Origin of the sequence: Synechococcus sp. BO 8801, assembly GCF_002252675.1 — a bacterium.
Classification (GTDB): Bacteria; Cyanobacteriota; Cyanobacteriia; order PCC-6307; family Cyanobiaceae; genus Cyanobium.
The window spans coordinates 68242-89799 of record NZ_NQKY01000007.1 but is presented as its reverse complement, the minus strand read 5'-3'; the positions used below and the strand labels follow the sequence as shown (position 1 = coordinate 89799).

19 protein-coding genes are annotated in these 21558 nt (G+C 70.3%); 16 read left to right on the top strand and 3 right to left on the bottom strand.

Going from position 1 to position 21558, the window contains the following annotated elements; all coding sequences use genetic code 11:
* Positions 1–6 precede the first annotated feature (6 nt).
* From CJZ86_RS07365 to ureC, 8 genes are all read left to right on the top strand, one after another.
* Positions 7–690 (top strand): Coq4 family protein, encoded by a 684-nt coding sequence (locus CJZ86_RS07365; RefSeq protein ID WP_094585302.1) that lies wholly within the window; start codon positions 7–9, stop codon positions 688–690.
* Positions 691–723: 33 nt separating this feature from the next.
* Complete coding sequence (locus CJZ86_RS07360) at positions 724–1500, top strand: sulfite exporter TauE/SafE family protein (RefSeq protein ID WP_094585301.1); 777 nt, start codon at positions 724–726, stop codon at positions 1498–1500.
* Between the two features lie 103 nt (positions 1501–1603).
* Positions 1604–2155, top strand: a complete 552-nt coding sequence (locus CJZ86_RS07355) for a LemA family protein (RefSeq protein ID WP_094585300.1) — start codon at positions 1604–1606, stop codon at positions 2153–2155.
* On the top strand, positions 2148–3932 hold the full coding sequence (locus tag CJZ86_RS07350) for a DUF2207 domain-containing protein (protein WP_094585299.1): 1785 nt from the start codon (positions 2148–2150) through the stop codon (positions 3930–3932). The genes CJZ86_RS07355 and CJZ86_RS07350 overlap by 8 nt, the downstream gene beginning before the upstream one ends.
* Positions 3933–3988: 56 nt before the next feature.
* Positions 3989–5563, top strand: coding sequence for a serine hydrolase (locus CJZ86_RS07345; RefSeq protein WP_094585298.1), 1575 nt, complete (start codon positions 3989–3991; stop codon positions 5561–5563).
* Positions 5564–5641: 78 nt separating this feature from the next.
* Entirely contained in the window at positions 5642–5944 is a 303-nt protein-coding gene (locus CJZ86_RS07340) for an urease subunit gamma (protein ID WP_015110097.1), read from the top strand.
* 13 nt (positions 5945–5957) lie between these two features.
* The gene (locus tag CJZ86_RS07335) at positions 5958–6275 is read left to right on the top strand and encodes an urease subunit beta (protein ID WP_094585297.1); all 318 of its coding nucleotides are present in this window, start codon (positions 5958–5960) and stop codon (positions 6273–6275) included.
* A gap of 6 nt (positions 6276–6281) precedes the next feature.
* Entirely contained in the window at positions 6282–8006 is a 1725-nt protein-coding gene (ureC, locus tag CJZ86_RS07330) for an urease subunit alpha (protein ID WP_094585296.1), read from the top strand.
* Here the strand turns inward: ureC and CJZ86_RS07325 are convergent.
* Positions 7991–8758, bottom strand: a complete 768-nt coding sequence (locus CJZ86_RS07325; RefSeq protein WP_094585295.1) for a hypothetical protein — start codon at positions 8756–8758, stop codon at positions 7991–7993. The two genes, ureC and CJZ86_RS07325, sit on opposite strands and share 16 nt — an antisense overlap.
* A gap of 36 nt (positions 8759–8794) precedes the next feature.
* The gene (locus CJZ86_RS07320) at positions 8795–9265 is read right to left on the bottom strand and encodes a PilZ domain-containing protein (RefSeq protein WP_158219529.1); all 471 of its coding nucleotides are present in this window, start codon (positions 9263–9265) and stop codon (positions 8795–8797) included.
* Between the two features lie 221 nt (positions 9266–9486).
* Between CJZ86_RS07320 and CJZ86_RS07315 the strand changes: the two genes are divergently transcribed.
* The 6 genes from CJZ86_RS07315 (at position 9487) to CJZ86_RS07290 (ending at position 19769) form a co-directional block, all read left to right on the top strand.
* Positions 9487–10926, top strand: coding sequence for a circularly permuted type 2 ATP-grasp protein (locus tag CJZ86_RS07315; protein WP_094585293.1), 1440 nt, complete (start codon positions 9487–9489; stop codon positions 10924–10926).
* On the top strand, positions 10920–11900 hold the full coding sequence (locus tag CJZ86_RS07310; protein ID WP_094585292.1) for an alpha-E domain-containing protein: 981 nt from the start codon (positions 10920–10922) through the stop codon (positions 11898–11900). The genes CJZ86_RS07315 and CJZ86_RS07310 overlap by 7 nt, the downstream gene beginning before the upstream one ends.
* A complete protein-coding gene (locus tag CJZ86_RS07305) occupies positions 11885–12784 on the top strand; it encodes a transglutaminase family protein (RefSeq protein ID WP_094585291.1) in 900 nt (299 codons plus the stop codon). The genes CJZ86_RS07310 and CJZ86_RS07305 overlap by 16 nt, the downstream gene beginning before the upstream one ends.
* 105 nt (positions 12785–12889) lie before the next feature.
* Complete coding sequence (locus tag CJZ86_RS07300; RefSeq protein ID WP_094585290.1) at positions 12890–15316, top strand: glycogen/starch/alpha-glucan phosphorylase; 2427 nt, start codon at positions 12890–12892, stop codon at positions 15314–15316.
* A gap of 30 nt (positions 15317–15346) precedes the next feature.
* Entirely contained in the window at positions 15347–17473 is a 2127-nt protein-coding gene (locus tag CJZ86_RS07295) for a transglutaminase family protein (protein ID WP_094585289.1), read from the top strand.
* A gap of 169 nt (positions 17474–17642) precedes the next feature.
* Positions 17643–19769 (top strand): putative bifunctional diguanylate cyclase/phosphodiesterase, encoded by a 2127-nt coding sequence (locus tag CJZ86_RS07290; protein ID WP_158219528.1) that lies wholly within the window; start codon positions 17643–17645, stop codon positions 19767–19769.
* A 9-nt stretch (positions 19770–19778) separates the two neighbouring features.
* Here the strand turns inward: CJZ86_RS07290 and CJZ86_RS07285 are convergent, their stop codons facing one another.
* Complete coding sequence (locus CJZ86_RS07285; protein ID WP_094585287.1) at positions 19779–20255, bottom strand: redox protein; 477 nt, start codon at positions 20253–20255, stop codon at positions 19779–19781.
* Positions 20256–20486: 231 nt separating this feature from the next.
* On the opposite strand from CJZ86_RS07285, the gene CJZ86_RS07280 reads away from it, so the two are divergent.
* A complete protein-coding gene (locus CJZ86_RS07280) occupies positions 20487–20948 on the top strand; it encodes a nitrate reductase associated protein (protein WP_094585286.1) in 462 nt (153 codons plus the stop codon).
* Entirely contained in the window at positions 20945–21553 is a 609-nt protein-coding gene (locus tag CJZ86_RS07275) for a molybdenum cofactor guanylyltransferase (protein WP_094585285.1), read from the top strand. Before CJZ86_RS07280 ends, CJZ86_RS07275 begins: the two co-directional genes overlap by 4 nt.
* The last annotated feature ends 5 nt before the right edge of the window (positions 21554–21558 follow it).

Below are 21558 nucleotides of genomic sequence, written 5' to 3'. Positions count from 1 at the left end.
CCACCGATGCATCGCTTCCAGCTCTCCTTGCAGGCCCTGGGCCAGGCGCGCCAGCTGATCGCCGTGGGCCGTAGCCAGGGGGACCTGGCCCGGATCGCCGATCTGGTGGACAGCTTCCTGGACACGCCCCAGATGGAGGCCTGCATCGCCCGTTTCCGGGCCCTGCCGGGCGGGGCAGAGATGATGGACGAGCGCTATCCGCCCCTGCAACCGGATCTGGAGCGGCTCGAGACGCTGCCGGAGGGGAGCCTGGGCCGCACCTACGCCGCCCTGATCCGCCGCTTCAACTACGACCCCGAGTTCTTCCGCCCCCGCCCCGTCGACACGGAGGGCCGCTGGCTCACCCAGCGGATCGCCACCACCCATGACATCCACCATGTGGTCAGTGGTTTCGGCACGACGCCGGTGGGGGAGAACGGCGTGCTGGCCATCACCGCCACCCAGATCGGCTTCCCCGCCTACGTGAGCCTCACGCACGCGGCCCAGATCGCCGGCTTCCGCTTCAAGCTCGACGGCTACCAGACCCTGAGCCGGTCGATCAGCCACGGCACCACGATCGGCTTCACCGCCCGTCCCTTCGCCACGGTCCGCTGGGAGGAGGGCTGGGAGCTGCCGGTGGCGGAGTGGCGGCAGCGGCTGGGGGTGACCCTGCCGGCGGATGGGGAGCCCTATGGGATCGACCAGCCCTGAGCGGCCGCGGGGCCGTCCACCCTCCCAGCCGCGATGACGGACCCCCTGCCCTTCGTGATCCAGGCGACCGTGGCGGGCCTGGCGGCCATCGCCGCCGGCCTGATCAACGCCCTGGCCGGCGGGGGGTCGCTGATCAGCTTTCCTGCCCTCACGGCCATCGGCCTGCCGGCGGTGATGGCCAACATCACCAACACCGTGGCCCTGGCGCCCGGCTACCTGGGTGCCACCGTGGCCCAGCGCCAGGACCTGGAGGGCCAGCGGCGACGCCTGTGGCTGCTGCTGCCGGCCGGCGCCGCCGGCGGCCTTCTTGGCGGCCTGCTGCTGCTGCAGACCGGCGAGCGGCTGTTCACCCAGCTGGTGCCGTTCCTGATCCTGTTCGCCTCCGGGCTGCTGGCGGTGCAGGAGCCCGTGCGCCGCTGGGTGCAGCGCCGCTCCGAGCGCCGCGGCCGCCCCCCCTCGGAACTCTGGGCCGTGCCGCCGGTGTTCCTGGCGGCCATCTACGGGGGCTTCTTCGGCGGCGGGCTGAGCGTGATCGTGCTGGCGGTGCTGGCCCTCACGCTCGAGGACAGCCTCACCCGCCTCAACGGGCTGAAGCAGGCGGTGGCCTTCGCCACCAACCTCACCGCCGCCGCCTTCTTCCTGTTCTCCGGCCAGGTGGCCTGGGCTCTTGCGGCGGTGATGGCCATCGGGGCCATCCTCGGCGGGGCGCTGGGGGGGCGGCTGGCGTCCCGGATCCAGCCCGCCACGCTGCGCACCGTTGTGGTGGTGGTGGGCGTTGTGGTGGCGCTGATCTATGTCCTCAGGACATGAGCTTTCCTCAGGACATGAGCTGCCGAAAGCCCTGAGCGCAGGCCCGCGGATGGCCCAGCCGGACACCGCCCCTAGGCTTGAAACCCATCCGACCCCTGGGCCGATGCTGCTGCTGCTGATCCTGGTGGCGGTCGCCGCCGTCGGGTTGATCCTGATGTACAACCGCCTGGCCCAGCTGCAGGTGCTGGCCGACAACGCCTGGGCCGACATCGACGTGCAGCTCAAGCGGCGCCACGACCTGATCCCCAACCTGGTGGAGACGGTGCGGGGTTACGCCAGCCACGAAAAGGAAAGCTTCCGGACCGTGATCGAAGCCCGTAACGCTGCCGTGGCGGCCCGGGGGCCCCGGGAGCAGCAGCAGGCGGAGCAGGCCCTCGGGGTGTCGCTCGGCCAGCTGTTCGCCCTGGCGGAGGCCTACCCGGCCCTGCGGGCGGTGGAGAGCTTCCAGACCCTGCAGACCAACCTCAGCCAGATCGAAGAAACCCTCCAGAGCGCCCGTCGCTACTACAACGCCGTGGTGCGGGACCTGAACACGGCGATCGTGCAGTTCCCCTCCAACCTGGTGGCCGGTGGCTTCGCGATCCGCCCGCGCACCTATTTCGAGCTGGAGAACCCGGCCGAAGCGGCGGTTCCCGCCGTCCGCTTCGATGGCTGAGGGCCCTCCGGTCGCCCGGCGGTTGCGGCGCCGCTGGCGCTGGGGGCTGGGGGGGCTGCTCAGCCTGGCCCTGACGCTGCTGCTCCTGGCCCCCTGGGGGGCCGGCGCTGCGCTCAGCGCCGCCGAGCGCCAGCTGACGCTCACCGATTTCCAGATGCAGGCGGTGGTGGAGCCCACCGGCGCCGTGCAGGTGAGCGAAACCATCACCGCCCGCTTCGACGGCTCCTGGAACGGCCTGGTGCGCCAGATCCCCCTGCTGGCCAGGCGGCCCGGCGGGCTGGAACCCCTCGGGCTGCGGCTGCTCGCGGTCACCGACCCCGAGGGCCGGCCCTACCGCTACGAGAGCAGCCACCCAGGCTCCGACCTGAAACTGAAGATCTGGATCCCGGGCGCCGAGAACGCCAGCCGCACGGCCGTGATCAGCTACCGGCTGAAGCGGGGCCTGCGCTTCTATCCGGACCACGACGAGTTCAACTGGAACGTCACCGGCAACGCCTGGGAGGTGCCGATCGAGCGGGCCTCGGCCCTGGTGCGGCTGCCGTCGGGGGTGTCCGGGCTGCATGCCGCGGTGTACACCGGGCCCCGTGGTGCCAAGGAGCGCAACGCCAGCCTGACGATCGGCACCGACACGGTCGCCAGCACCACGACCCGGCGGCTGGAGCCCGGCGAGGGCTTCACCCTGGCGGTGGGCTTCGCCAAGGGGCTGGTGCCACCGCCCTCGGCCCTGGCCCAGCTGATCGGCTGGTGGCAGGGGCGGCTGGCCCTGCTGCTGCCCCTGCTGTGCGCCGGCGTGCTGGGCCCGCTCTGGTGGCGCATCGGACGGGATCCGGCCGTCGGCGCGGTGCCGGTGGCCTACGAACCCCCTGAGGGGCTGCCGCCGGCGGTGCTGGGCAGCCTGGTGGCGGAGCAGGTGAGCGGAACCGCCCTTTCGGCCACCCTGGTGGCGCTGGCGGTGAAGGGCCAGCTGCGCATCGAACAGGACCAGCGGAAGCTGCTGTTCCTGAATCTGGGCAAGCGCTACGTGTTCACCCTGCTGGGCGAGCCGGACCAGCGGTCGGCGCTGCTGCCCCATGAGGCCTACCTGATCGAGACGCTCTTCCCCTTTGGCATGGCGGGGGACACGGTCAGCACCGACCAGCTCCGCGACCATTACTACGTGCATGTGCCCGGTTTCGAGCGCCTGGTGAAGCAGGCGGTGCTGGCGGAGCGGTTCTTCCGGCGCTGGCCCGGCACCGTGCGGGCCCTCACCTTCTTCGGCGGGCTGGGACTGGCGGCGGGTCTGTTCGTGCTCGCCTCGGCGCTGCTGCCCCACGACATCGTGCGGCTGCAGGGGGAGGCGCACCCGTGGCTGACCTTCGGCTCCCTGGGGCTGACGGTGGTGCTGGTGGGCGTGTTCGCCTGGATCATGCCCAGCCGCACCACCCGCGGCACGGCGGTGCTGCGCCAGACCCTCGGCTTCCAGGAGTTCCTGCGCCGGGTGGAGGCGCCGCGGCTGGAGCGGGTGGTGCTGACGCCGGAGCTGTTCGAGCGCTTCCTGCCCTACGCGATGGTGGCGGGTCTGACCCGGCAGTGGACGGCAGCCTTCCAGGGGATCCTCGAAGTGGCCCCAAGCTGGTACGTCAGCACCGGTGACTTCGATCTGACGGATTTCGGCAGCAGCCTCGAGGACTGCTTCAGCACCACCAGCGGCGCCATGCAGTCGTCACCGAGCAGCTCCAGCAGCTCCAGCGGCAGCTCCGGCGGCGGGGATGGTGGCGGCGGCGGCGGCGGCTTCTGAGCACCGGGGCAGGCGCCACGGCAAGGCCTAGTTTTCCCCGAGTTGCCGGCGCTGCCGTGGCCCCAAGCGTCCTGCGCCGCCCAGGGGCGGCCGCCCTGGTTCTGGGTCTGGCGCTCCAGCTCCCGGGGGCCGCCCGCAGCGCCGAGGCGCCGTCGGGCCCGCCGCCGCCGCCTCGCCAGGTGACGGCGGCAAGCCTGGCGGCCGCCCTGCCCCGGCTCGATGCCCTGGCCACGGAGATGCAGCGCAGCACCGGTGTCCCGGGCCTGGCGATCGTGGTGGTGCACGCCGACCGGGTGGTGTTCCTCAAGGGCTACGGAGTGCGGCGGGTGGGCGAGCCCGGTGCGGTGGATGCCGACACCGTCTTCCAGCTGGCGTCGCTCTCGAAGCCGATCGCCGCCACGGTGGTGGCCGGCCTGGTGGGCGACGGGCGCGTGGGCTGGGACGACCCGGTGCTGCGCACCCTGCCGGTGGCCCGGATCGGTCCGCCGGCCATCGCCCCCTTGGTGACCATCCGCGACCTGCTGTCCCACCGCAGCGGCCTGCCGGACCACGCCGGTGATCACCTCGAGGACCTGGGCTTCGATCGGGCCACGATCCTGGAGCGGCTGCGGCTGCTGCCCACCGGCAACCGCTTCCGCGCCGACTACGCCTACACCAACTTCGGCTTCACCGCCGGTGCCGTGGCCGCCGCCAACGCCGTCGGCCGGCCCTGGGAGCAGCTCTCCAGCGAACGGCTCTACGGGCCCCTGGGCATGGCCCGCACCAGCTCCCGCCACGCCGACTTCGCGGGCGCCGCCAACCGCGCCTCCCTGCACGTGCCGGAGGGGGGCCGCTGGGTGGCCCGCTACCAGCGGGATGCCGATGCCCAGGCCCCCGCCGGCGGCGTGAGCTCCAGCGTGCGGGACCTGGGCCAGTGGCTGCGGTTGCAGCTGGCCGGCGGCCGCCTCGATGGCCGTGCGGTGGTGGACGCCGCTGCCCTGGCCGAGACCCACAGGCCCCAGATCGTCAGCCAGCCGCCCCGCGATCCGGCCACGGATCGGGCCGGCTTCTATGGCCTGGGCTGGAACGTGAGCTACACCGACAGGGGCACGGTGCAGCTGGGCCATTCGGGCGCCTTCGACCTCGGCGCCGCCACGGCCGTCTACCTGCTGCCGGCGGAATCCCTCGGCATCGTCGTGCTCTCCAACAGCCAGCCGCTGGGGGTGCCGGAGGCCCTCAGCCTCAGCTTCCTCGACCTGGCCACCACCGGAGCGGTGAAACGCGACTACCTCGCCGCCCTGCGCCCCCTGTTCCGGGGCATGGAGCAGCAGGACTACCCCACGGTGGTCACCCCGGCCCGGCCCCTGCCGGCCCGTCCCGCCGACGCCTACACCGGCAGCTACGCCAATGCCTACGTGGGCGCGATCGCCGTGGTGCGCCGCGGCGATGGCCTTGAGCTGCAGCTGGGACCCCGCCTCACCCCCTTCCCCCTCACCCCGGTGAGCGGCGACACCTTCCGCTATCAGCCCGCTGGCGAGAACGCCTACGGCCCCAGCGCCGTCAGCTTCACGGTGGGTGCCGACGGCCGGGCCACGGCGGTGCGGATCGACAACCTCAACCTCAACGGCCAGGGGGTGCTCCAGCGGCGCTGATCGGGGCACCGAACGTTCCTTCTGAACCTGACCCGGTGCCGGAGCGCTGCGAGAGTGGGGCCGGCCAGCGCAGCCTGCATGAACCTCACCCCCCAGGAGAAAGACAAGCTGTTGATCGTCACCGCCGCCCTGCTGGCGGAGCGGCGACTCGGCCGGGGCCTGAAGCTCAACCATCCCGAGGCGGTGGCCTGGCTCAGCTTCCAGGTGATCGAAGGGGCCCGCGACGGCCGCAGCGTGGCGGAGCTGATGCGGGAGGGCACCACCTGGCTGAGCCGGGATCAGGTGATGGAGGGGGTGCCCGAGCTGATTCCCGAGGTGCAGATCGAGGCGATGTTCCCCGACGGCACCAAGCTCGTCACCCTCCACGAACCGATCCGCTGACCCCCACCCCGCCATGCCCCCCCTGATCCCCGGCGAACTGATCCCCGAGCCCGGCACGATCGATCTCAACGTCGGCCGTCCCGTCACCACCCTGTCGGTGGCGAACCGGGGTGATAGGCCCGTGCAGGTGGGTTCCCACTTCCACTTCTATGAAGCCAACGGCGCCCTCGAATTCGACCGCGAGGCGGCCCGCGGCCTGCGGCTCGACATCCCCGCCGGCACCGCCATCCGCTTCGAGCCCGGCGACCAGCGGGACGTGCATCTGGTGCCCTACGTCGGCGACCGCCGCGTCTTCGGCTTCAACGGTCTGGTGAACGGCCCCCTCGACTGAACCCCCATGGCTTACCGAATTGACCGCCGTGCCTACGCCGAGACCTACGGCCCCACCACCGGCGACCGGCTGCGGCTGGCCGACACCGAACTGATCCTGGAGGTGGAGAGCGACTGCACCACCTATGGCGATGAGGTGAAGTTCGGCGGCGGCAAGGTGATCCGCGACGGCATGGGCCAGGCCCAGACCCCCCGCTCCGAGGGCGCCGTCGACACGGTCATCACCAATGCCCTGATCCTCGACTGGTGGGGCATCGTCAAGGCCGACATCGGCCTGAAGGACGGCCGCATCTGCGCCATCGGCAAGGCGGGCAACCCCGACATCACCGATGGGGTGACGATCGTGGTCGGGCCCGGCACCGAGGCCATCGCCGGTGAGGGGCACATCCTCACCGCCGGCGCGATCGACACCCACATCCACTTCATCTGCCCCCAGCAGATCGAAACCGCCCTCGCCTCCGGCGTCACCACCCTGCTAGGCGGCGGCACCGGCCCGGCCACCGGCACCAACGCCACCACCTGCACCCCCGGCGCCTTCCACCTGGCCCGCATGCTGCAGGCCGCCGAGGGGCTGCCGATCAACATCGGCTTCTACGGCAAGGGCAACGCCAGCACCCCGGCGGCGATCGAGGAGCAGATCCGCGCCGGGGCCTGCGGCCTGAAGCTGCACGAGGACTGGGGCACCACCCCGGCGGCGATCGACTGCTGCCTGACGGTGGCCGACAAGTACGACGTGCAGGTCTGCATCCACTCCGACACCCTCAACGAAGCCGGGTTCGTGGAGGACACGATCCGGGCCATCGGCGGCCGCACCATCCACACCTTCCACACCGAGGGGGCCGGCGGCGGCCACGCCCCCGACATCATCCGGATCTGCGGCGAGCCCAACGTGCTGCCCAGCTCCACCAACCCCACCAAGCCCTACACCGTCAACACCCTCGAGGAGCACCTCGACATGCTGATGGTGTGCCACCACCTCGATCCCCGCATCCCGGAGGACGTGGCCTTCGCCGAATCGCGCATCCGCCGCGAGACGATCGCCGCCGAAGACATCCTCCACGACCTGGGCGCCTTCAGCATCATCGCCAGTGATTCCCAGGCCATGGGCCGCGTCGGTGAGGTGATCACCCGCACCTTCCAGACGGCCCACAAGATGAAGGTGCAGCGCGGTTTCCTCCCCGAAGATGCCGCCGGTCCCCGCGGTGGCCGCAACGACAACACCCGCCTCAAGCGCTACATCGCCAAGCTCACCATCAATCCCGCCATCGCCCATGGCCTCGACAGCCAGATCGGCTCGGTGGAGGTGGGCAAGCTGGCCGATCTGGTGCTGTGGAAGCCGGGCTTCTTCGGCGTCAAGCCGGAGCTGGTGATCAAGGGCGGCTCGATCGTCTGGGCCCAGATGGGCGATGCCAACGCCTCGATCCCCACCCCGGGGCCCGTCCACGGCCGGCCGATGTTCGCCGCCTACGGCGCATCGGTGGCGGCCAGCTGCCTCAACTTCGTCAGCCAGGCCTGCCTCGAAGACGACCTGCCCAGCCGTCTTGGGCTGAAGCGGCCCTGCGTGCCGGTGGTGCAGACCCGGGGCATCGGCAAGGCCCAGATGCGCAACAACACGGCCCTGCCCAAGGTGGAGGTGGACCCCCAGACCTACGAGGTCTTCGCCGACGGCGAACTGCTCACCTGCGAACCGGCGGAGGTGCTGCCGATGGCGCAGCGCTACTTCCTGCTGTAGGGCGCACCGCGGCGGTTCAGGCGGTCCCGCAGCCGCCGGCTCCAGCCGAAGGCGGCCAGGGCTCCGGCCAGGGGCAGCGGGCCGGGAACGTCTGTGGCGGGCTCGGAGGGGATGGCCCGCACCACGAGCTGGCTGAGCAGCACCTCCGTGCTGCTCGAGTCACGGTCTCCGCCGACGCCGGTGATGGCGATGACCTGGTTGGCCCCGACGACGAAGGGGTTGGCGAAGGCGTAGCTGGTGCCCACCTGTTTGTCGAACAGGGTTTCGGTGGAGACCACCGGACTGGTGGGCTCACCCCAGGTGAGCAGGGGGTTGCCCAGGCCGACCCGCAGGCTGCCGTAGCGGTAGCTGACCAGCTCCACCGCCTGATCGAAGACCAGCTCGATGGCGCTCTGATTGGCCGTCCCGGTGCCGTTGCCGGGGGTGTCCCGTCCGCAGTTGGTCAGGCCGATGTCGTTCAGGCCGGGCCCGCCGGCCTTGTAGAGGCAGAGCCCTTCATCGGTGGCACTGACGGGTTTGGCGGTGTCATCAGGGAGCAGGGCGTTCTGGAACACCAGCCGGAGCATGCGGCCGTCGGCCTGGGCGCTGAAGGTCTTGGTGGAGGAGGCCTGGGGATCGGCGGGGGTGGCGGTGCCGCTGCCGAGGTCGAAGGTGAAGGTGGTGCCGAGGGCCTGCCCCGGCGAACCACTCAGGACAATCCCTGCGCCGAGGAGGGTTCCCAGAAGCGGGCGAGCAAACGGCAGGGCGGACATGGCGGCGCTGCTCGGTGCACGAATCTGAAGCGCAATCTACGGAGTTTGCGCCGCTGCGCCACCCATCCGCGCCTCCTCTAGGGCCCATTCCTCCTGGTTGGGGTCCCGGCGTGTGCCGCGCCGCTCCACCGAAAGGACCGGCACCTCCTTGAGGGGGGTGGCGAAGGCCACACCGAAGCTGAGGGCGAAGTGGGCCCGGGTGAACCAGCGCAACTGGGCCCGCAGGCGCAGCTGGCCGAAGCCGGGATGGGAGCGCACATCCAGCAGCAGCCACTGCCCCGCCTCCAGCGCCTGGTCCTCGTTGGCGATCAGGCACATCCCGCCCTCGGCCACGTCGGCGATGTCGGCGATGAACCAGCGGCCGAAGGGCTGGCCATCGGCGTCGAGACGCCGGACGGCGATGGTGCGGCAACTCTCGATCGAGTGCCGGGCGAAGGCGCGCTTCTCGCGACGGGTGGCGGTTCTTTCCCGCTCGTGCAGCAGGGCGCCCGTAGCGCGGGGGGCCATGGGGGCCTGGGATCCGCTCTGACTGGTCAGCATGGCCCTCGTCCCTGCTGGTGTGTCCATCCTGAACCCTGCGTATCCCACAGCGGCCCTTGCTTATAAAAACGCTATTCGTATGAAGCGCTAGCCCCGCAGAGGCCCAGGTCACCCCGGGTTTCGTAGCAACGGCAACGGGTGGCCACCCCGGCGGCACTGCAGGATCCAGGCGCGCGGACGGGTGTGGAATGTTCAGTCAATACAAGCCGAACCAGGGGTACGACGAGTACTTCACCGCCACCGACCAGCCGCGGGCGACCCTGACCCCCCTGCTGTCCTCCCTGGGCCAGATGGGGCTCGACCAGCTGAACCGCAACCACGCGGCCGCCGGCATGCTGCTCAAGCGGCTCGGCGCCACCTTCCGGCTCAACGATTCCGATAGCAAAGGCGTCGAGCGGATCCTCCCCTTTGATCCCCTCCCCCGCCTGATCGGAGCCCGGGACTGGGAGCGGCTGGAGCGGGGCCTGTTCCAGCGCCTGGAGGCGATCGACCGCTTCCTGGCCGACGTCTACGGCGACCAGAAGATCCTTGCCGACGGGGTGGTGCCCAGGGCCGACGTCGAAAGCTCCCAGGGCTGGCGGCCCCAGATGCAGGGGTTCAAGCCGCCCCTCGGCCGCTGGTGCCACATCTCCGGCCTCGATCTGGTGCGCGACGGCGACGGCACCTGGCGGGTGCTGGAGGACAACCTGCGCTGCCCTTCCGGGGTGGCCTACTTCCTCGAGAACCGGCGCGTCATGAAGCGCATGTTCCCGAGCCTGTTCGCCGGCCGCACGGTGCAGCCCATCGACGACTACCCCTCCCACCTCCTGCAGACCCTGCGGGAGCTGGCCCCCTGGACCGACACCCCCAAGGTGGTGCTGCTCACTCCGGGAGTGTTCAACAGCGCCTACTTCGAGCACAGCTACCTCGCCCAGCAGATGGGCATCCAGCTGGTGGAGGGACGCGACCTGGTCTGCGAGGGGGATCGGGTCTGGATGCGCAGCACCGCCGGCCTGGAGACGGTCGACGTGATCTACCGCCGCATCGATGACGACTTCCTCGACCCGGCCGTGTTCCGCAGCGATTCGCTGCTGGGTGTCCGGGGGCTGATGGGGGCCTATGCCGCCGGTCGGGTGGCGATCGCCAATGCCCCCGGCACCGGCGTGGCCGATGACAAGCTGATTTACGCCTACGTGGGCGAGATGATCCGTTACTACCTGGGCGAGGAGCCGATCATCGAGAACGTCCCCACCTACATCTGCTCCCGCCCCGACGACCAGGCCTACGTGCTGGCGCACCTCGGGGAGCTGGTGGTGAAGGCCGTGGCGGAGGCCGGCGGCTACGGGATGCTGATCGGCCCCCATGCGAGCCAGGTGGACATCGACGAATTCGCCGTCAAGATCCAGGCCAACCCCCGCAACTACATTGCCCAGCCGACCCTGGAGCTCTCCACCGTGCCCTCCCTGAGCGAAGGGGAGCTCTATCCCTGCCACGTGGATCTGCGGCCCTACGTGCTGCGCGGCAAGGAGGCCTGGGTGAGCCCCGGCGGCCTCACCCGCGTGGCGCTGCGTCGCGGCTCCCTGGTGGTCAACTCCTCCCAGGGCGGCGGCTGCAAGGACACCTGGATCGTGGATGAAGCCCCATGCTGAGCCGCGTCGCCGACTCCCTCTACTGGATCAACCGCAACGTCGAGCGGGCCGAGAACATCTCCCGGTTCGTGGAGGTGAGTGAAGCCATGGCCCTCGACTGTCCCCCCGGCAGCGCCGAGCCCTGGCTGCCCCTGATCGAGGCCAGCGGTGACCGCAAGCTCTTCGATGAGCTCTATCCGGTGGTCACGCCTGACGCGGTGATCCATTTCCTGGTGCGGGAGGCGAAGAACCCCAGCAGCGTTCTCAACTGCATTGCCAATGCCCGTGAGAACGCCCGTCAGATCCGGGAGGTGATGACCACGGAGATGTGGGAGCAGATCAACGACATCTACTGGACGTTGCAGGAGGAGGCCTTCTGGCGGCAGCCGCCCCAGGAGCAGCTGCGGGAGATCCGCCGCGCCTGCCAGCTCTTCTACGGCATCACCGACGCCACCCTCAGCCGCGACCTCTCCTGGCAGTTCAGCCGGCTGGGGCGGCTGCTGGAGCGGGCCGACAAGACCACCCGGATCCTGGACGTCAAATACTTCCTGCTGCTGCCGTCCCCCGAGGAGGTGGGTGGGGTGCTCGACGAGCTGCAGTGGATCTCCCTGCTGCGCTCGGCCGGCGCCTACCAGATGTTCCGCCAGTCCAGCCAGCAGGCCATCGAACCCAAGGCCGTGGCCGCCTTCCTGTTGCTGGATCCGATCTTTCCCCGCTCGGTGCGCTACTGCCTGGAGCGGATCAGCGACACGCTGCGGATCATCCGCGGCAGCTCCGTTCCCCGCCCCGCCGACGATCTGGAGTGCCTGATCGGGCTCACCCTGGCCCACTGGAGCTTCACCAGGATCGACGAACTGGTGGCCACCGGGCTCCATGAAGCCATCGACAACTTCCAGTCCGATCTCAATCGCCTGCATGAGCTGATCGAAGCGCGCTACTTCATCGCCCCCGCCGGCACCACCGCCAGTCAGGAGGCGGCATGCGAGCCCGCATAACCCACACCTTCGACTACCGCTACAGCGCTCCGGTCTTCCTGGGTCCCCACCGGTTCTGCCTCAAGCCCCGGGGCCACGGCTTCCAGCGCCTGCTGCACTTCCACCTGGCGGTCACGCCGGAGCCGTCCTGCTTCTACCCATTGCTGGCCGCCAGCGGCGATGAGATCCTGCGGGCCCGCTTCACGGGCAGCACCGAGCACTTCCGGGTGCAGGCGATCAGCGATGTGGAGACCCAGCAGCCCCCGTCCCTGGCGACCTGCCTGGAGGACCAGGAGCCGCTGCTGCCCTATCCGGTGGGCCACCTCAACGGCGATCTGCTGGGCTCCCTGGAGGGCTGGCTGCCCAACGGCCAGCACGACCCCGCCGCCGTGGACCTGGCCCAGGAGGCCCTGATGGGCAGTGACCAGCGGGGGCTGATGTTCCTCGAGCAGCTGGTGGAGATCATCAAGGACCGGGTCAAGTACACCCAGCGGCACGTGGGGCCGGCCTGGCCGGCGGGGCGCACCCTCAAGGAGCGGGTGGGTTCCTGCCGCGACCTGGCGATGCTGATGGTCGAGACCTGCCGCTGCGTCGGTCTGCCGTCCCGGTTCGTGAGCGGCTACCACCTGGTGGAACCGCAGCCGAAGCAGTACGACCTGCACGCCTGGGCGGAGGTCTACCTGCCCGGGGCGGGCTGGCGAGGGTTCGACCCCAGCGGCATGGGCAGCGTCGACGACCGCTACATCACCCTGGCCACCTCCTCCAAGCCCACCCTCACCGCGGCGGTGAATGGCAGCTTCTCGGGCCCCACGGGGGTGGACAGCGAGCTGGAATGGGCCATCGAGGCGGAGCTGCTGGAGCCCACGCCGATGGGCTCCGCCTGGCACGAGGTGCTGCACGGCTGAAGCGAAGCCACTCTTAAGGTGCGCCCGCTGGTAGCCGATGCATCAGCGGCGGCGGCACTCCCCAGGCCAGGACTGGTGCCACTTCGTCGCTCGCCGCCCATCCCCATGGCCAGCCCCACACCCGCCGCGTGCCCGCCCAAGGGCCAGGCCCTCCTGGAGGCGATGCGGCGCCATCTGTTCTCCAGCCAGGCCAAGTCCGCCTCCCTCGCCACCACCCACGACCACTACGTCTGCCTGTCGCTGGCGGTCCGGGACATCCTGCTGACCAGCTGGGTCGACACCGCCGACACCTACACCAGCCAGCACGTCCGCACCGCCACCTACATGTCGGCGGAATTCCTGCTGGGGCCCCACCTGGAGAACAACCTGGTCAGCCTCGGGCTGCGGGAGGAGGCCGCGGCCGCCTGCGAGGCCCTCGGCCTCACCCTTGACGAGATGCTGGCGGAGGAGCCGGAACCGGGCCTGGGCAATGGCGGCCTGGGCCGGCTGGCGGCCTGTTTCCAGGAGTCGATGGCCACCCTCGAGCTGCCGGCCATCGGCTACGGCATCCGCTACGAGTTCGGCATCTTCCGCCAGCAGATCGGCCCCAACGGCCAGATGGAGAGCACCGATCCCTGGCTGGCCCGCGGCAACCCCTGGGAGGTGATCCGCCCGGAATGGAGCTACCCGGTGCTGATCGGCGGCCAGACGGTGATCGGCGTGGCCTACGACACCCCGATCCTGGGCTATGGCGTCCACACCGCCAACACCCTGCGGCTGTGGTCGGCCCAGGCGCCCGACGCCTTCGATTTCGCCTCCTTCAATGCCGGCGACTACACCCGGGCCGTGCTGCACAAGGTGCAGTCGGAGACCCTCTCCAAGGTGCTCTACCCGAATGACGAGCTGGAGCAGGGCAAGCGCCTGCGACTCAGCCAGCAGATCTTCTTCGTCTCCTGCTCCCTGCAGGACATGTTCCGCATCCTCGGCAGCCAGGGGATCCCGGTCACCGAGTTCCACCGCAAGTTCGCGGTGCAGCTCAACGACACCCACCCGGCGATCGCCGTGGCGGAGCTGATGCGGCTGCTGATCGACGTCCACGGCGTCGACTGGGACACCGCCTGGAGCATCACCACCGCCACGATCAGCTACACGAACCACACCCTGCTGCCCGAGGCCCTGGAGGCCTGGGGGCTGGAGCTGTTCCAGCAGCTGCTGCCGCGCCAGCTGCAGATCATCTACGAGATCAATGCCCGCTTCCTGCGCACCCTGCGCATCCGCTTCCCCGGCCAGCCGGAGCTGCTGGAGCGGCTGTCACTGATCGAGGAGGGCCCCCACCGCAAGGTGCGCATGGCCCACCTGGCGGTGGTGGGCAGCCACACGGTCAACGGCGTGGCGGAACTGCACAGCCGCCTGCTGAAGGAGAACCTGTTCGCCGATTTCGCCCGGGTCTGGCCGGATCGCTTCACCAACATCACCAACGGCGTCACGCCGCGGCGCTGGCTGGCGGTCGCCAACCCGCCCCTGGCCGCCCTGCTCAACGACGCCATCGGCACCGACTGGTGCCGGCACCTCGACCAGCTCCGTCAGCTCGAACCCCTGGCCACCGATGCGGCCTTCCTGGAGCGCTGGCAGGGGGTGCGGGAGCAGGCCAAGGAGCGCCTGGCGGCGACGATCCGCCAGGACACCGGCGTGCTGGTGGACCCCTCCTCCCTGTTCGACGTGCAGGTGAAGCGGATCCACGAGTACAAGCGCCAGCACATGGCCGCCCTGCAGGTGGTGGAGCGCTACCTGCGCCTGCGGGCAGGGGAGGACCTGCCGCCGCGCACGGTGATCTTCGGCGGCAAGGCGGCCCCCGGCTACGCCATGGCCAAGCTGATCATCCGCCTGATCGTGGGCATGGCGGAGATCATCAACATCGACCCGGCGATGGACGGCCGCCTGCGGGTGATCTTCCTGCCCAACTTCAGCGTCAAGCTGGGCCAGAAGATCTACCCGGCCGTCGACCTGTCCGAACAGATCTCCACCGCCGGCATGGAGGCCTCCGGCACGGGCAACATGAAGATGTCGCTGAACGGCGCCCTCACCATCGGCACCCTCGATGGGGCCAACATCGAGATCCGGGAGCGGGTCGGTGACGACAACTTCTTCCTGTTCGGCCACACCGCCGAGCAGCTGGCCGCCATCAACCGCAACGGCTACCACCCGATGCCCTGGCTGGAGAACGACGCCCTGGCCAAGGAGGCCATCGACCTGATCGGTTCGGGCCACTTCAGCGAGGGCGACCGCGACCTGTTCCATCCGCTGCTGGCCAATCTCTGCAGCAGCGACCCCTTCCGGGTGATGGCCGACCTGGGCGACTACCGCCGCGCCCAGAACGAGGTCGACAGCGCCTGGTGCGATGCCGGACGGTGGAGCATGATGTCCGTGCTCAACACGGCCCGCTGTGGCTTCTTCAGCAGCGACCGGTCCATCCAGGAGTACGCCGAGCGCATCTGGAAGGTGGCTCCGGTTCCTGTCAATTCCTGCAGCGTGATTCCAAGCCCGTCCCCATGAGCCTCCCGCAACCCGCATGAGCTGGCCCGCATGAGCTGGATGGAGAGGGTGGCCGAGGCGGCCGAGTCCCGCCTGAGGGCCGCCGGCATCCAGCTCACCCTCGGCGGTGAGCCCACCCTGGTGCCCCTCGAGCCGGAGGGGCCGGAGTGGAGCGTCACCGCCGATGGACCCACCAAGCTCCCGATCGCCCGGGCCATGGCACGGGATCTGCAGCAGCAGGTCTGGCCCGGCAGCACCCTCCTGTACTGCCCCGGCAAGCGTTACGACGGCGAAGTCAATCCCCGCTGGGCCCTGCGGCTGTTCCTGGGGGACGACGGCACGGCGCCGGTGCGCTGGCCCGGCCTCTGCCAGCCCGGCCTGGAGGGGGCACCGCTGACGGCCGAGGCCGGCCCGGCCTGGCTGGAGCAGCTGGGCGCCCGGCTGGGCATCCGCCTGCAGCCCGTGCTGCTGCGGGACCCCTTCGATCCCGAGCGCCGGGCCTGGGCCGCCCCCCTGAGCGTGGCGCCGCCCGAGGCGGACGACCCGGCGGCGGCGGTGGCCTGGGCGGTGGCGCCCTGGCCGCTGGAGGAGGCCCTGCGGGAACTCACCGGTGCCCCCGGTCCCGCCGGCCTGCGCCTGCCCCTGGAGCATCTGCCCGAGGACGTGCCCCGCCAGGTGCTCACCCTGGAGGTGGACCCCGAGGGCTGGGAGCTGTTCCTTCCCCCCCTGGAGCGGGAACCCCTGCGCCTGCTTCTGCAGGCGGTGGCCGACAGCCTCGGCCCGCTGGCGGCGCCCCGGCTGAGCGGGGTACTGCCCCTCGATGCCGGCGAGCGCTGGCAGGTGCTGGGCCTGACGGCCGACCCCGGCGTGCTGGAGATCAACCTGCCCGTCTGCCACAGCTGGCTGGAGTACCACCAGTGGCTGCAGCGGCTGGAGGAGGTCGGCGCGCGCGTCGGACTGCGCAGCTGGAAGGACCTGGGCGATGGCCGCCAGGAGGGCACCGGCGGCGGCAACCACCTGCTCTGGGGCGGCCCCGACCTGGCCCACCATCCCTTCTTCTCCCGGCCGGCCTGGCTGACGGGGATCCTGCGCTACTGGCAACGGCATCCGTCTTTGGCGTATCTGTTCTGCGGTCCGGGGGTGGGGCCGGCCTCCCAGTCGCCCAGGCCGGACGAGGCGATCGGCGAATGCTTCGACCTGGAGCTGGCCTACCGGGCCATCGAGCAGTCGGAGGGCCAGCCATCGGACGAACCCTTCGGCGATGTCCGGGGTCTGATCGGCGAGACGCTGCGCCACCTCCACGCCGACCGCAGCGGCAACAACCACCGCAGCGAGATCAGCTTCGACAAGTTCTGGAACCCCGGAGCCCCGGCCGGCTGCCTGGGCCTGGTGGAGTTCCGGGCCCTGGAGAGCCTGCCCCGCATGGAGTGGAGCAGCACCATCGCCCTGCTGTGGAGCGCCCTGGCGGCTCACCTGCTTGAGCCCGGCCACCGGCCCGACCGGCTGTACGACTGGGGATCGGCCCTCCACGACCGCCAGCTGCTGCCCAGCCAGCTGTGGGCCGATCTGGAGGCCATCCTGGCCGACCTGGCGGCCGACGGCCTGGCCCTCGATCCGGCGCCGTTCCGGGCCATCTGGGAGTGGCGCTTCCCGCCCCTGCTGCGCTGGCAGGGGGAGGCCGGCGCCACCGGCGCGGCACCCGCCCTGGAGCTGCGGCCGGCCCCCGAGCCCTGGCCCCTGATCTGCGACACCCCGGTGCAGGGTGGGTTCACCAGCCGGTTCATCGACGGCTCCCTGCGCCGCTTCGAGGTGGTGGCCAATGGGGCGTTCCGCCGCGACTGCGGGCTGTTCATCAACGGCCGGTCCCTGCCGCTGGAGCCCGCGGCCGACGGAGCCGACCGGCCCTTGGCGGTCCGCTTCCGCTTCCAGCGTCTCTACCCGTGCCTGCATCCGGCGATCGAGCCCCACATGCCCCTGGAGCTGATCGTGCGCACCCCCGGCGGCGATCGGGCCTTCCAGCTGCACCCGGACGGCCACCGCTTTGATGCCGCTCCGTCACCTGTGGCCGAGCCGGTGCCCGAGGCTCCCCCCTGGCAGGGACGCCAGCGCCCGACGGATCTCACCATCGATCTGCGGATTGACGAAAACCAAGTGCGGACGGGCGATCAGGGGCGTTGAATTCTTCTCTTTTCCTCACTTTTGAGGCCCTGGGCTTCCCAGGCCTCCAGTGAAATCTTCAGGAGCAAGGCCGTCATCCCGCCGTCCTTCAGCCTGGCAGGGGCTTTTCTTCCCCAGTCTGGTCAGCAATGAAAACGCTGCCTAAGATCTGCCGTGAATGGAACCGTCAGTGCAATCCTTCTGGTTCAGCACCCCGGCGGAACAGGGGCTGATTCCTTGCGTCGACAGCGTCGGCGATGCACTGCGTTTTGCTGCCGACCTGGGCAGTGATGATCTTGTCGTGCTTGATCTGGCCAGTGGTCATTTCATCGACTGCAACCGTTCCGCCCATGAGCGGCTCGGCTACGCCCGCGAGCACTTCCTCACCCTGAATCCGGCGGCGATTCAGGCGGATGGGGAGCTGGCCGACGACCTGATGCGCGACCAGCTGCGGGCGATGCGACAGCAGCCCAGGGGCAGCTTCGCCACGCGCCACCGGGCCCGCTCCGGCGCCTGCCGGGATGTGTCCGTGAGCTACCAGGTGCTCAATCTCTGCGGCCGGCTCGTGGCCCTGGTGAGCCACCGTGACCGCACCGAACTGGACACGGCCCTGCGGGAAAGCACCCGGCTGGGCTCGCTGCTGCAGGAGGCCGAACGGCTCACCCATGTGGGCAGCTGGGAGCTGAACCACCTCACGGGCGAGCTGCTCCTGTCGAGGGAGACCTACAGCATCCTGGGCATCCCCCCGGACGTGGGGGCCCTGACCTATGCGCTGTTTCTCGGCAAGGTGCATCCGGACGATCGCGCCCTGGTGGATGCCACCTTCCAGGACGCGACCCGCTCCGGCCGGCCCTACAGGATCGAGTACCGGCTGCTGCTCGACGATGGCCGCCTCAAGGTGGTGCTGGAGCGGGGGCGCACCGTCCTCGGCGACGACGGTGCGCCGCTCACCACGCTGGGCACGGTCCAGGACATCAGCGAACAGCACGAGATCCAGCAGCGGCTGGAGCGCATCGCCTTCGTCGATCCCCTCACCCGGCTTCCCAACAAGGCCGCCACCGTCCGGCAGCTGGCCCGCCTGCTGCGCACGGCCGGCAGGGAGCACGGCATCGTCCTGATCAACCTCGACCTCGACAACTTCCAGTCGATCAACAACAGCCTCGGCCATGAGATCGGCAACCAGGTGCTCCAGGCCAGCGGCAGCTGCCTGCGGCACCTGATGCGCCCCGACGACTGGCTGGCCCGGGTGGGCAGTGACGAGTTCATCCTGCTGCGGCCCGTGGCCATGGCCGACCGGCTTGAGGCCCTGCAGTGGGCGGAGGAGATCCGCCGCAGCCTCGGCAACACCCCCGGGATGGGCACCGGTCTGGCGGTCCAGCCCAGCGCCTCCCTCGGGGTGGCCCTGGCCCCCGACCACGGCACCGACCCGGACACCCTGCTGCGCTGCGCCAACACGGCCCTGATGGAGGCCAAGCAGCACGGCAAGAACCAGCTGCGCTTCTACACCCCGGAGATCAGCCTGCAGCTGCGGGAGCGCCTCGAGCTGGAGCTGAGCCTGGGCCGGGCGATCGATCGGGAACAGCTGCGCCTCTTCTACCAGCCCCAGATCGATCGGGGTGGCAGCCGGATCGCCGGGGCCGAGGCCCTGCTGCGCTGGCGTGATCAGAACGGTCGGATGGTGTCCCCCAACGTCTTCATCCCGCTGGCGGAAAAGACCGGCCAGATCCACACCATCGGCCTCTGGGTGATCGAGGAGGCCTGCCGGCAGCTGCACGCCTGGCATCGCCAGGGGCTGCGGCCGGGAAAGCTGGCGATCAACATCTCGGCCCTGCAGCTGGGGGCCGACCATCCCTCCCTCTCCGAGCTGCTGGCCGGGGCGCTGAACACCTACGACCTGGTGCCGGAGAACCTCGAGCTGGAGATCACGGAAACAGCCCTGCTGAACGATCCCGACCGGGCCGGCGAGCAGCTGCGGCAGCTCGCCGAGAGCGGCTTCAGCCTGGCCATCGACGACTTCGGCACGGGCTACTCCTCGTTGGCCATGCTCCACTCCCTGCCCCTCGACAAACTCAAGATCGACCGGTTCTTCGTGGAACGGCTCGGCAACGACGATGCCGACCTGGCCATCGTCAAGGCCACGATCGTGATGGCCAAGGAACTGGGGCTGATGACCCTGGCCGAAGGGGTGGAAACCGCCGAACAGCTGCGGATGCTGCAGAACCTCGGCTGCGATCAGTTTCAGGGGTTCCTGCTGGGAAGGCCGATGCCCGCCGAGGCCTTTGAAAGCCTGCTGGCCGGCGCGGCGGCGGTGGCCTGAGGACCCGGCCTACCAGCTCACCCCGTGCAGCTTGGGCAGGGGGGCGGTCTTGGAGGTCACGGCGAACAACCGGGGGATGCGGTGGCTGTTGTACACCCGGAACTCGCGCACCACGCTGGCGCCCTCCTCGCGCACGGCCTGGTTGAGCACCAGGGAGCCATCGGGATCGGAGACGGAGCGGTGGAACGTGCCGGGGGGAATGCGCAGGATGTCGCCGCCGCAGTCGAGGCGAACGATGTGATACGGGTAGTTCCAGCCGAGATTGACCAGGAAGAAGGTGCGGCCGCCATGCATGGCGAGCAGGTTGTCCTCCTGGTGGGGGTGCAGATAGAACTGCCAGCTGCCGGTCTCCGGGCAGTCGGGCGGGCTCACCGCCGGACCCGAATGGACCACCAGATCCCGCTTGTTCGAGGTGGGCACGGTGATGTCGAAGAACCGCACCGACGGCGTGTCGCGGAACTTCTCGTAGGGGATCAGCTCGAACATCGGAGCGGGCCGGGGACCCTGGCTGGCCCCGGAGGGTCGGTGATCCTGCAGCTCGTCTCTCGACGGGACGGTGGCGGTCATGGGAGCGACTCCGTGAGAAGCCTCTGCGGTCTCTTCAGTGAACCTAATCCTGGTGGGGTCCCACGGTGAGATCGGCTACGAAAGGCCGTGGGGCCTGGGCCAGTTCCGGTGGTGGTGCTGCCTAGGGTGGGCCTCCTGCGCCCCGGACCCATGGGCCGCCACGACCACTGTTTCGGCTTCGAGGCCGACTTCGTCGACGACCTGCGCTGCATCCCCATGGCGGTGCGGCGCAAGCTCGACCTGGTGGGCGTCAAGTTGAAGCTGGTGCACTGGAGTGACCTCGACGAGGGGGAACGGCAGCGGCTGCTGGACTGGCCCGACGATCCCGAGGCCTTGGCGGCGCTGGATCTCTGGCTCGTCCAGCGCACGGCCACCATGGCCGCCGGCGCCGCCGGGCGGCTGGAGCCTGCTTGCGGCGCCCCGTGGCAGCAGGGCGACGAGCCCCCGGAGGTGTTGCTTGCCTCCTGTCGCCAGCTGGGCCTGACCCTGCCCCCCCACGCCTGGGGGCAGCTCGATGAGCTGCAGCGCTTCGCCCTGGTGAAGCTCAGCCATCCGGGCCATGAGCACCGCAACCTGCCGCTGGCCCTGGCGGAATTCGCCCTGCTGGCATGAGCGGCCTGCGGGCCTGCCTGCTCAGCGGCGGCGCCAGCCGCCGCATGGGCACGGACAAGGCCCTGCTGCCCCACCCCGCCGGGGGCACCTGGCTGGAGTTCAGCCTGGCTCGGCTGGCGGCGCTGCCGCTGCCGATCACCCTGCTCAGCCACCACCGGGCCCACCATGATCTGGCGCTGCCCCTGCGGGACGGGCAAGGCCAGCCGATCACGGTCCTGGAGGAGCCGCCACCCCGGGAGGGGCCGCTGCTGGCCCTGGAGCGGCTGATGGCGCGCCACCCCGGCCAGGGCCTGCTGCTCTGCCCGGTGGACATGCCTTGGCTGGAGGCCGCCACCCTCGAGGCCCTGCTGGCGGCCGCCGCCGTCCAGGCCGCCCCCGGTGCCGCCGCCATCCACCTGGCCCACGACGGCCGGCGGCTGCAGCCGCTGCTGGGGGTCTATCCGGCCCATCCCGGGCGGCGGGAGCGGCTGGGTGCCTTCACGGCGGCGGGGGGCCGGCGGCTGCAGGACTGGCTGGCGGGGGAGGTGGTGGTGCCGGTGGCCCTGCCGGCCGCGGGCCTGCGCAATGCCAACACCCCCGACGACGCCACCGGCCTGTGGCCCTAGCTTTC